Source organism: Sphingomonas astragali (genome assembly GCF_051400615.1).
In the GTDB taxonomy this organism is placed as follows: domain Bacteria; phylum Pseudomonadota; class Alphaproteobacteria; order Sphingomonadales; family Sphingomonadaceae; genus Sphingomonas.
Genome location: NZ_JBLFFH010000002.1, coordinates 965,361 through 976,838, shown reverse-complemented (window position 1 = coordinate 976,838; position 11,478 = coordinate 965,361). Strand labels below are relative to the sequence as shown.

Annotated in this window: 6 protein-coding genes and 1 tRNA gene; 3 read left to right on the top strand and 4 right to left on the bottom strand. The window is 66.7% G+C overall.

What is annotated here, in order from left to right:
* The 3 genes from ACMGER_RS12850 to ACMGER_RS12840 all read right to left on the bottom strand — a co-directional run.
* On the bottom strand, nucleotides 1–3,538 hold a 3,538-nt coding region (locus ACMGER_RS12850), incomplete at its 3' end, for a beta strand repeat-containing protein (protein WP_436812529.1).
* 329 nt (nucleotides 3,539–3,867) lie between these two features.
* Nucleotides 3,868–5,238 (bottom strand): class II 3-deoxy-7-phosphoheptulonate synthase, encoded by a 1,371-nt coding sequence (locus ACMGER_RS12845; protein ID WP_436812877.1) that lies wholly within the window; start codon nucleotides 5,236–5,238, stop codon nucleotides 3,868–3,870.
* Between the two features lie 401 nt (nucleotides 5,239–5,639).
* Nucleotides 5,640–7,070, bottom strand: coding sequence for an 8'-apo-carotenoid 13,14-cleaving dioxygenase (locus tag ACMGER_RS12840; protein ID WP_436812528.1), 1,431 nt, complete (start codon nucleotides 7,068–7,070; stop codon nucleotides 5,640–5,642).
* A 63-nt stretch (nucleotides 7,071–7,133) separates the two neighbouring features.
* On the opposite strand from ACMGER_RS12840, the gene ACMGER_RS12835 reads away from it, so the two are divergent.
* Nucleotides 7,134–7,736 (top strand): TetR/AcrR family transcriptional regulator, encoded by a 603-nt coding sequence (locus ACMGER_RS12835; RefSeq protein ID WP_436812527.1) that lies wholly within the window; start codon nucleotides 7,134–7,136, stop codon nucleotides 7,734–7,736.
* A gap of 55 nt (nucleotides 7,737–7,791) precedes the next feature.
* On the opposite strand, the gene ACMGER_RS12830 is transcribed toward ACMGER_RS12835, so the two are convergent.
* Nucleotides 7,792–9,819, bottom strand: a complete 2,028-nt coding sequence (locus ACMGER_RS12830) for a prolyl oligopeptidase family serine peptidase (RefSeq protein ID WP_436812526.1) — start codon at nucleotides 9,817–9,819, stop codon at nucleotides 7,792–7,794.
* Between the two features lie 107 nt (nucleotides 9,820–9,926).
* Here ACMGER_RS12830 and ACMGER_RS12825 point away from each other — a divergent pair.
* Nucleotides 9,927–10,002 (top strand) — tRNA-Glu (locus tag ACMGER_RS12825).
* Between the two features lie 115 nt (nucleotides 10,003–10,117).
* Nucleotides 10,118–11,194 (top strand): calcium-binding protein, encoded by a 1,077-nt coding sequence (locus tag ACMGER_RS12820; RefSeq protein ID WP_436812525.1) that lies wholly within the window; start codon nucleotides 10,118–10,120, stop codon nucleotides 11,192–11,194.
* Nucleotides 11,195–11,478 lie beyond the last annotated feature (284 nt).

The window sequence follows — 11,478 nt, the reverse complement described above, 5'->3', positions numbered from 1 at the left end:
CGGTGTTCACGACGTCGTTCGTGACGTCGATCGTGCCGCCGCTCGGCAGGTCGATGGTGCCGCTGTTGTCGAGTCCCCCGGTCGCGATATCGACCGGGGTTTCCGAGGTGATCGTGCCGCTGTTCTCCGTCTCGCCGACGACGGTGAGGCTGCCGCCGCCCGGATCGATCGTGCCGCTGTTGCCGAGGTTGCCGTCCACGACCACGTCGACCGGAGCTTCGCTCACGACCTCGCCGGCGTTGTCGAGGTCGCCCCCGACATGCACGTCGCCGCCGGCGTCGGAGCCGCCCGTCACGCTGGACGTCTGATCGATCGAGACATTGCCGTTGCCGAAATCGGCGCCGTCCGGCGTGATGGCGATGTTGGTGTTCTGGGTAAGGTCGACCTGCTCCCAGTTGGTGAGGGTCGGCAGGCTCGCCGAGACGCCCTGGAAGGTCAGCACGTCGACCCAGCCGTCCGCCTCGCTCGCATCGTCACCGCCGTCGAGCAGCGTCAGCTGGGAGAAGTCCGCGCCGCCCGTGACCAGTGCCGTGTCACTGCCGATGCCGCCGTTGAAGCTGTTGAGCGCGCCGCCGGTCCAGCTGAACGCGTCGTCGCCATCGCCTGCATCGATCGCACCCGCGCTTCCGGTGCCGGAGAGGCCAATCACGTCGTTGCCGGCGCCGGCGTTGATGCCGGCGGTGGAGCCGCCCGAGACGGTGTAGGTGTCGATGCCGTCGCCGGTGGTGATCGTGCCGGCGATGGCGCCGCCGGTCATGTTGATCACATTGGCGCCGCGCCCGAAATTGACGCTGCCGCCGATCGTGCCGCCGGAGAGGTTGAGCGTGTCGTTCTGGAAGCTGGCGGTGAGATCACCGTCGATCTGTCCGCCCGACATGGTGACGACGTTGTTGGCGATGTTCATGTCGACGAAGCCGATCCGCCCGCCGGTGATCGTCACGAAGTCGCCGTCCTCCAGGCCGTTGACGATCCGTCCGCCGGAGATGGTGGCGGTGTCGAGGCCGCCGCCCTGGAACACCTCGTTGATCGTACCGCCCGAAAGCGTGAGCACGTCCAATCCATCGCCCTGGATCACCGATCCCTGGATCTGGCCCGAGGCGACGTCCACCGTATCGACACCCGCGCCGAACGTGACATTGCCCGAGATCGTGCCCGTGCCGCCGGCGGGCATGGTCAGCATATTGTTGCCTGCCACATCGGTGATGCTGCCGATGGTGCCGCCGGAGACGGTATACTGGTCGTCGCCGTCGCCGCCCTGGAGCGTGGTGACGTCGCCGCCCGAAGCGGCTAGCGCGTCGTTGCCGAGTCCGCCCAGCACGTCGGCGACGGTGCCGCCGCTGACCGCGATCTGATCGTCGCCGTCATCGCCGTTGATGGTCGCGAGCGTGCCGCCGGAGATGGCAGCCGTGTCGGCGCCCGCGCCGAGCGACGCCGTCGCGACAGTGCCGCCCGACTGGACGTAATTGTCGATCCCTTCGCCGAGGCTGGCGGTGCCGGTGATCTCGCCGCCGGCGACAGTGATGCCGTCGGTGCCCGCGCCGAAGGTCACGTCGGCGATCGCGCCGGTGCCGCCCGCAGGCATGGTCAGGCCGTTGTTGCCAGCGAGATCCGAGATATCCGCGATGGAGCCGCCCGAGACCGTGTAGGCGTCGTTGCCGTCGCCGCCGTCGAGCGTCGTCACCGTGCCGCCCGAGACCGTTAGCGCGTCATTGCCGAGCCCGCCGAGGACATTGGTGACCGTGCCGCCGCTGACGGTGAGCTGGTCGTCGCCATCGTCGCCGCCGAGGCGGGCGAGCGTGCCGCCGGAGACTGTCGCGACGTCCGCGCCCGCGCCGAGCGAGACCGTCGCGACGGTGCCGCCCGATTGGGTGTAGGTGTCGACGCCGTCGCCGAGGCTGGCGGTGCCGGTGATCTCGCCGCCGGCGACGTCGATGCCGTCGGTGCCCGCGCCGAAGGTCACGTCGGCGATCGTGCCGGTGCCGCCTGCCGGCATGGTCAGCGTGCTGTTGCCGAGCAGGTCGGTGACCGCCGTCACCGTGCCGCCCGACACGGTATAGGCGTCGTTGCCGTCGCCGCCGTCGAGCATGGCCACCGTCCCGCCCGAGACCGCCAGCGCATCGTTGCCCGCGCCGCCGAGTGCGGTCGTGACGGTGCCGCCGCCGATCGTGATGGCATCGTCGTCGTCGCCGCCGTCCACCGTCGCCACCGTGCCGCCGCCGACGGTGATCGCGTCCGCGCCGGCCTCGCCGTTGAGGAAGCCTGCGTTTCCGGTGCCGGAGAGGCCAATCACGTCATTCCCGGCACCAGCGTTGACCCCCGCGGTCGAGCCGCCGCTGATCGTATAGGTGTCGATGCCGTCGCCGGTGGTGATCGTGCCGGCGATGGCGCCGCCGGTCATGTTGATCACATTGGCGCCGCGCCCGAAATTGACGCTGCCGCCGATCGTGCCGCCGGAGAGGTTGAGCGTGTCGTTCTGGAAGCTGGCGGTGAGATCACCGTCGATCTGTCCGCCCGACATGGTGACGACGTTGTTGGCGATGTTCATGTCGACGAAGCCGATCCGCCCGCCGGTGATCGTCACGAAGTCGCCGTCCTCCAGGCCGTTGACGATCCGTCCGCCGGAGATGGTGGCGGTGTCGAGGCCGCCGCCCTGGAACACCTCGTTGATCGTACCGCCCGAAAGCGTGAGCACGTCCAATCCGTCGCCCTGGCTGACGGTCCCCTGGATCTCGCCGCCCGCCATGTCGATCGTGTCGACGCCGGGCCCGAAGCCCACATTGCCGGTGATCACGCCGGTGCTGTTGAAAGGCAGAAGCAGCGTGTTGTTGCCGACCGCGTCGGTCACGCTTGCGACCGTGCCTCCGGACACGGTGAACCGGTCGTTGCCGGCCCCGCCGTCGAGCGCGCCTCCGTTGCCGCCCGAAACGGTGATCTGGTCGGCCCCGTCGCCGCCCGAGATACCCGCGGTCGATCCGGAGCCGACGATCAGCGTGTCGTCGCCCACGCCGCCGTTCAGCGTCCCGTCCACCGTGGCGCCGTCGAGCGTGACGTGGTCGGCGCCAGCGTCGCCCGACACTGATCCCGTGATGGTTCCGCCGGTCAGCAGGATCGAATCGCTGTCGCTTGCCGCGGTGCCGGGAAAGAAGGTGGTGCCCTCTCCGGAAATGTCACCGTTCACCGTGCCGCCGCTCATGGTGATGATGTCGGCGCCCTGGCTGCCGGAGACGCGGCCGTTCAGCGTCGCCGTGCCGCCGATGATGATCCGGTCGTCCCCGCGTTCGCCGACGATGGCATCGGTGCCGTTACCTGCCGTTCCCGCCATGAGATTGAAGACATCGTTGCTGGTGGTTCCGGCATCCTCGCCGCCGAACAGCGTGCCGTTCACGATGGCGCCGTTCAGGTTGAACGCGTCGTTCCCCGTGGAGCCGGTGATGGACCCGTTGAGCGTTCCGCCGTTCAGGTTGATCGTGTCGTCGCCCGCCTGAAGGCTGCCCGGCGGAGTTGAAGGATCGGGTGCCGTCGCAGTGCAGGTGATCACGTCGCTGCCCCCCGTCGGTGCCGGCGTGCATTCCGCCCGGACTTGGGACGAAGACAGCGTAATGGCCGTCAGGCTGGCGCCCGCGAGCCAGAGCGAAGAGGCGAACCTCGGACGCAAGAGAGCGGGACAAAGGCGGGTGCGCATAGATGCTCCTCCTCAAAGCACTACGTTCACCCCCCCTTTTTTTGGTAGGTTATGATTTCAGATTGCGCGGGACGCAACAAATAATTCTAGGAAGTTAGCAGACTTGCGGGCGGATCATCCTAACCACTTGTATTTAGTTCTGTAAGGCGGCTCCGGGGAATTGCCGGCATCCGCCCCGTCCCCTTTCAGGCGGCCACCTTCCTCCGCTCCGAGAGCTCGGCGTTCAGCATCTCCGCGAGCAGGAAGGCCAGCTCCAGGCTCTGGCTCGCGTTGAGCCGGGGATCGCAGTGGGTGTGGTAGCGGTCGGCGAGGCCCTGCTCGGTCACCGCCACCGCGCCGCCGGTGCATTCGGTGACGTTCTGTCCGGTCATCTCGGCATGGATGCCGCCGGCGAAGCTGCCCTCGGCGCGGTGCACGGCGAAGAAGCCGCGCACCTCGGCGAGGATGCGTTCGAAGGGGCGGGTCTTGTAGCCGGTCGCCGCCTTGATCGTGTTGCCGTGCATCGGATCGCAGCTCCACACCACCGGATGCCCCTCGCGCTGCACCGCGCGAACGAGCCTGGGCAGACCGGCCTCGATCTTGTTGTGGCCGTAGCGGGTGATCAGCGTGATCCGGCCCGGCGTGCGCGACGGGTTGAGCGTGTCGAGCAGCCTCAGCAGCACGTCGGGCTCGAGGCTGGGGCCGCACTTCACGCCGATCGGGTTGCCGATGCCGCGCAGAAACTCGACATGCGCCGAGCCGTCGAAGCGGGTGCGATCGCCGATCCACAGGAAATGCGCGCTGGTATCGTACCAGTCGCCGGTCAGGCTGTCCTGCCGCGTCAGCGCCTGCTCATAGGGGAGCAGCAGCGCCTCGTGGCTGGTGTAGAAATTGGTCGCGGCGAGCTGCGGCACGCGCTCCGAATCGATGCCGCAGGCGGCCATGAACTCGAGCGCCTCGCCGATGCGGTCGGCCATCTCGGCATAGCGCTGCGCCCACGGGCTGCGGCCCATGAAGTCGTGCGTCCAACGGTGCACCTGGTGGAGATCGGCATAGCCGCCGGTCGAGAAGGCGCGCAGCAGGTTGAGCGTCGCCGCCGACTGGAGATAGCCCTGGATCAGCCGCTGCGGATCGGGCGTGCGCGCCTCGGGGGTGAAGGCGATGTCGTTGATGTTGTCGCCGCGGTAGCTGGGGAGCTCGATGCCGTCGATCGTCTCGGTATCGGCCGAGCGCGGCTTGGCGAACTGGCCGGCCATGCGACCGACCTTCACGATCGGCAGCTTCGAGGCGAAGGTCAGCACTACCGCCATCTGCAGGATGACGCGGAAGGTGTCGCGGATATTGTTGGGGTGGAACTCGGCGAAGCTTTCCGCGCAATCGCCGCCCTGGAGCAGGAAGGCGCGGCCGGCCGCCACCTCGGCCAGGTCGGCGGTGAGGTTGCGCGCCTCGCCCGCGAACACCAGCGGCGGATAGCTGGCGAGCTGCGCAGTGACAGTGGCGAGCGCCGCCTGGTCCGGATAGGTCGGAAGCTGGCGTGCCTCGTGTGCCGTCCAGCTGTCGGGGGACCATTGGGCCATGTCATTCTCCTGCGTCACGCTCACGAACCAGTCGGCGTGATCGGCGATGCCGTTGGCGGCGATCTGGTTGACGATCTTGGGACTGGCGCGCTTGCCATCTTCCTCCCAGCCCTGGACGGTGCTGCCGGGCGAATCGTACCAGGCACCGAACGCTGCCCGGGTGAGGCCGCGGTCTTCGCGGAAACGGCGGATCTTGGCTCCGGCGAGAGTCGTCATGCGGGGCGCTTACCCTGATGGGGTACGGAGGTGCAAGAGCGGAATTTCCCCAGCGGGGTAAAATTGCCAACGGCAGCCCCCTCTCCCATTGGGAGAGGAAGGGGGCCCGCTCGGCGACAGCCGAGTGGTGAGGGTGCCTTCGCAGGCTGTAGGCACCTCTCCCAACGGAAGAGGGACAGTGGTTGCTACTTCGCCACCCAATTCCCGTGGAAGCCCGGCGGAATGCGATGGGGGATGCGGATGCTGGCCTGGGGCTCTCCCTCGAAATCCTGTGCATTGAGGATGACGAGATCGGTCGTCTCATGGGGCAGATCGACCACCAGGCCGATCAGCCAGCCTTCGTCCTCGGCTGCCTCAGCTGCCTCGGGGACGAACACGAACTCGCCCGGGTAGCGGCCTTCGCCGAAATCGTGCGTCCGGCGCGTGCCCGCGTCGAGGTCGTGCTTGTAGAGTCGCGTGTCGCCGATGAACCCTTCCGAGCTTTGCGGCACGCTCAGCGTGTAAGCGTAGCGATAGCGCTGGCCGAAGCGGCGTTCGTCGGGACGCGGGAATTCTTGCGGCGTTGGGTCGATCATCCTCCGCGTGGCGCTGCGCGTCACCGGATCGAGCGTCAGTCGTTCGAGCCCGAGCGGCATCGCGTTCGGCCCCTTGGGATCGTCGTCGAACATGGTGGCATAGGTGATCGCGTCGAGCACCACCTTGCCGCCATCTTCATAGGCGTTGGCGACGTGGAAGATGTAGAGCGGGTCGAGGTCGATCCAGACGATATCCTCCGCCTTGCCGATGCGGGGCAGCAGACCGATCCGCGCCTGGTGGCCCGGGTTCCAGCGATAGGGGAAGCCGTGCCCGCCGATCAGCGCTTTCATCGAGAAGGTGACGGGCAGGTCGAGCACCAGCACATAATGTTCGGTGATCGCGCAATCGTGGATCGACGGGCCGTGCTTCACCGCGATCGGCTCGTCACGGATCGCCTGGCCTTCGCCATCGAGCACGACATGGCGTACCTCGTCGGGCCGGGTCGCCTCATAGGCGATCGCGTGCCATTCGCCGGTGAGCGGGTCCTGATGCGGATGGGCGGTGAAGCTGCCCACCAGCGTATCGTCGAAGGGATTGTAGGTCTGCTCCTCGAGATCGTCGGCGAGTTCGACCGGATAGCTGCCCGCCTCGACCAGCGCGAAGGTGCGGCCGGCGATGCCGACGACGTTGGTGTTGACCGTATCGAAATTGCCGTGGCGCGGCCCCGGTGCGGGCGGGACACCGAGCTTCTCGCCGACCGGGCGTGAGCGGATCCAGCGATTCTTGTACCACAGCGCCTTGCCGCCCTCGATGCGGACGCCGTGGACCATGCCGTCGCCGATGAACCAGTGATAACCCTTGGGATCGGGATCGACGGGGTTGGGACCGATACGGAGGTACCGGCCGTCGAGCGCGGCGGGGATGGTACCAGTGACGGGCAGCTCGCGGATCGTCTTCTCCTCGCTCATCGGCGTGTGAATGCCCGTGAGAAACGGGTGCGGCTTGTCCGCTTCGGGCACGCGCTTGCGGTTGAACTCGGCAACGGCCTCGATGCCCCTGGTGAGGGCGCCTCGGATCAATGTCTCGACAGAGCTTGCCATGATGCGACTCGCGTGCTTGATGTTGATGGCGTAAACATGGGCGATAATGGTAACAGTGTCAACATGACGGCGGCGAAAAATACGGCGAAGCGCGGCTATCACCACGGCGACCTGCGCGCTGCGCTGGTCGAAGTCGGGCTCCGGATGCTGGAGGAGCGCGAGAGCGACGACCTGTCGCTGCGCGAGATGGCGCGCGCGGTGGGGGTGAGCGCGACCGCGGTCTATCGCCATTTCCCCGACAAGGAGGCGCTGCGGCAGGCGCTGGCCCATGCCGCTTACGACAAGCTTGGTGAGGCGCAGCGGACGGCAGCGGCAGGGATGGGGGGCGTGCTCGAGGAGTTCGAGGCGATGGGGCGGGCTTATGTCCGCTTCGCGCTCGATCACCCGGCGCTGTTTCGGCTGATGATGAGCGCCCCCGCGCCGGCTGATCCGCTATCGCTGACGCCCGAGAAGGATGACGAGGCGGCGCGATTGCTGCGCGCCTATGCGACCCGGCTGGCAGGGCAGGGGGCGGACGAGCTCAAGGTCCGCGCAGTCGCGATGCGCGCCTGGGCGCTGGTCCACGGACTCGCCGTGCTGATGCTGAGCGGCAACATCCCGCGCGACGAGGCGCTGATCGATGCGGTCGTCGATGCGCGGGCATTCGGGGGATATGGAGGAGATTAGGGCGACCGGCCCGATCACATCGTCATCCCGGCTTGCGCCGGGATGACGATGTGTCTCACCGAGCGGGTGCCTTCCCCGTCCACCGGTCCATCCAGCCGAGCACCTCGCGGTACCATTGCCGGCTGTTCTTGGGCTTCAGCACCCAATGGTTCTCGTCGGGAAACACTATCAACCGCGAGGGGATGTCTCGGCGCTGGAGCGCGGTGAAGGCGGCGATGCCCTGGGTATAGGGAATGCGGAAGTCCTTCTCGCCCGTCACCACCAGCATCGGTGTCTTCCACTTGGTGACGTGATTGACCGGGTTCCACTTCTCGAAAGCCGCGGGGTCTTCGAAATAGGCCTTGCCGCCGTGCTCCCATTCGTCGAACCACAGCTCCTCGGTCTCATAGGCCATCGCGCGGGCGTCGAACACGCCGTCGTGCTGGACGATGCACTTGAACCGGTCGGGCCAGTTACCCTCGATCCAGTTCATCATATAGCCGCCGTAGCTGGCGCCGAGCGCGCAGGCGCTGTCCGCGTCGAGCCAATCGAACCTGGCAGTCGCGGCGTCGAGGCCCTTCTGCAGGTCCTCCAGCGGCCAGCCGCCCCAGTTGTTGTGGATCGCATCGGTGAAGGCCTGGCCATAGCCGGTGCTCCCGTGGAAATCGACCGCGACCAGGCCATAGCCCGCGCCCGCGAACACCGCGGGGTTCCAACGATAGGACCAGCTGTCGTTGCTCGATCCCTGCGGTCCGCCATGGACCATATAGGCGATCGGCACCTTGCCGGTCGCACCGGCGGGCTTCACCGCATAGCCCCAGACGGTGTCGCCGTTGGCGCCGGCGAAGCTGAAGCGGGTGACGGTCGGCCATTCGACGCCGGCGAGCTTGTCGGCATTGACCGAGGTAAGCCGCACCGGCGCGCCTTTCCCGCTCCACCGGTAGAAGTCGCCCGGCTCGACCAGGCTGTCGATCTGGAGCACCGCGCCGGCTGCGCTCGGCACCACCGCGGCGACATGGCCCTGCCGGGTCAGCCGCGATACCTTGCCGCTCGTCCGATCCACCGCGAACACCGGCACGTCCTGCGTGTCGTCTGCCGTCACGTAGAGGCGCATCGAATCCGGCGTCCAGGCGATCGAGCCGACCGACCGGTCCCAGCCTTCGGTCAGCGCGCGCACCTCGCCGGTGGCGAGGTTGCGCAGCATCAGCACCATGCGGTCGGATTCATAGCCCGGCCGCTTCATCGCCGCCCAGGCGAGCCATTTGCCGTCGGGAGAGACCGCGGGGAAATTGTCGGTCGCGTCATTGTCGGCGGTGAGATTGGTCGGCGGTGCCGATCCGTCCGCCGGAGCGGAGAAGATGTCGAGATTGGTCGACAGCGGCTCGATCCGTCCCGCCTCCCGCAGCGCGAAATAGACGGTCCTGCCGTCCGGCGACCAGGCGAGCTCCTCGCCGCCGCCGAACGGCTTGGACGGCGTATCGCCGACCAGCGGGCCGACGATCGGCGTGCCGTTGCCACCGGTGAGCGGCACGACGAAGAGCTGCGAGCGCTTGCCGTCGGCCCATGTATCCCAATGGCGGACGAAGAGCTGATCGTAGGCGCGGCCGGAACCCGCGTTCGAGTCCTTCTTCTCCAGCGCCGGCTCCAGGGTCGGCGCGCCAGGCTTGCGGTCGGCCCAGATCAGCAGCTTGTCGCCGGTCGGCGCAAGCTTGAAGCCGCCGAAGCCGCCCTTGAGCCGCGTCACCTGGCGTGCGCTGCCGGCAGGCGGGAGCGCCCAGACATTGTCCTCGCCGCCCTTGTCCGACTGGAAATAGAGCGTGCCGTCGGGACCGAACTCGGGCGAAGTCTCGTTGACGTCGGCTTCGCCCAGGATCCTCTCTGGCTTCGCACCGCTGGCCCTGAGGTCGAGCCGCCAGATGTCGAAGCGGCCGCGGTTGGCGGCAAGATCGGTCTCGCGCTGTTGCCAGGCGAGCCAGCGGCCGTCCTTGGAAACGACGGGCGCCGAGACGCGCGACAGCATCGTCACGTCGGCGATGGTGAGCTGGCGGGCAGAGACGGGAGCAGCGAGCAGGAGGCCGGTGAGGGCGAAAGCGAAGGTCTTCATGCACGCGACGTTAGCAGCGCGACGTCCGGGCGCAACGTTCGTGGCAGGCATTGGCGCGCTTGACGTGCTGCCCACCCGCCTCTAAGTGCGCCGCTCCGCTGAATCGCGGCCCCTTCGTCTAGCGGTCTAGGACGTCGCCCTCTCACGGCGAAAACACGGGTTCGAGTCCCGTAGGGGTCACCAGCATTTTCAAGCGCTTAGCTGGAAACGAACCGGATCAAACCGGGAACTGCGTCGACAGTGGGTCGATAGGTGCCGGCGGGCCCCCAGGCACACCGGTGGACGATTTTCTCGATTAGTGGCTGCGTTAGCGGACAGCCGTCAGGCGGACTGGGGCAACGACCTTGTGCTTAAGATCGCCGGCACCACCGATTGCATCCAGATCGACAATGGCGTCAACGACTGGGCGTCACGCATCGAGACGGTCCGGTTCGCCGACGGCACCAGCTGGAGCTCCGCCGATCTGCTCGCGCGTGCGACGGCCGCGACGGGCAATGACGACGTGTTCTACGGTTCCGAGAATGCTGAAATCCTCACCGGCGGTGCCGGCGCGGATTTCCTTGCTGGCAGGAACGGCAATGACGTGCTGCTGGGCGGTGCCGGCAACGACACGTTACGCGGCGGCGGCGGTGACGATACCTTCCGCTTTGCGCTCGGTGACGGACAGGACCTGATCCAGGACAACACCTCGGACGGCTATGGCGGCAACGACACGATCGAATTTGGCCCGGGCATCCTAGCGAGCGACGTGACTGTCAGTCAGGTCGACTGGGGCAACTATCTTATGCTTAAGATCGCAGGCACCGCCGACCGTATCCAGATCGACAACGGCGTCAACGACTGGTCGTCACGCATCGAGACGATCCGATTCGCCGACGGAACGAGCTGGAACTATGACCAGCTTCTTGCGCGTGTCGGCCAGGGAGCTCAGGGCAGCCAGGCTCTCAGCGCGCTCTCGCTATCGGCCGAAGGTGCCTCTCCGGCAGATTCCGTAGCGGCGGATGCACCCATGGTGGAGAAACAGACCAATTCCTTGCTGGCTGTCGATGGCGTCTATCGAGGCGTTAGGGGCTGGAAACGCGAGCTTTGGCATGGCGCCGAAGTGGATGCCAGAATGCTCCATCGCACGCTGTCCGATAAGTCAGGTAGCAATCATTGGAACGCGCGCCATAATATGCCTTCTGTCCTCACGCGTGAAATTCCGTCGGCCGATATCGCCGCTGCCGCGGCTCGCTTGGTCGAGGCGGGTGCTAAGGCGTGGGCGGTTTCTCCGGTGGGCTTTGCAGAGGCGTTTCGAGACTTGCGGGATTGGCGTCAGCTTGAGTCGGCGACCGTTTTGGGAACAGAGCGATTCCAACGATCTAGTGATTTATGAAACGCTGTTGGACACGTCAGACACAAACCAGCGGCTCACTGCGTAAGCATGTTGCGCCATTACCGATCAGCCCGTTCGATGCATACTGGGCCAGCCGGAGGGTAGGTTCCGCGCAGCGCGGTGGAAGGATCTCAAGAATGGAAGCGGAATTTCGGGCGTCGAACTGAGCGATGTGCCGGTAGCCGGAGAGGGAGATTGCGTCGGCCGCTGATCTGACTTTCAATGGCGCCACTGCGTCAGCATTCGCTCATCGAACGCGCGGCAGGTACGAAAGCCACCTATGG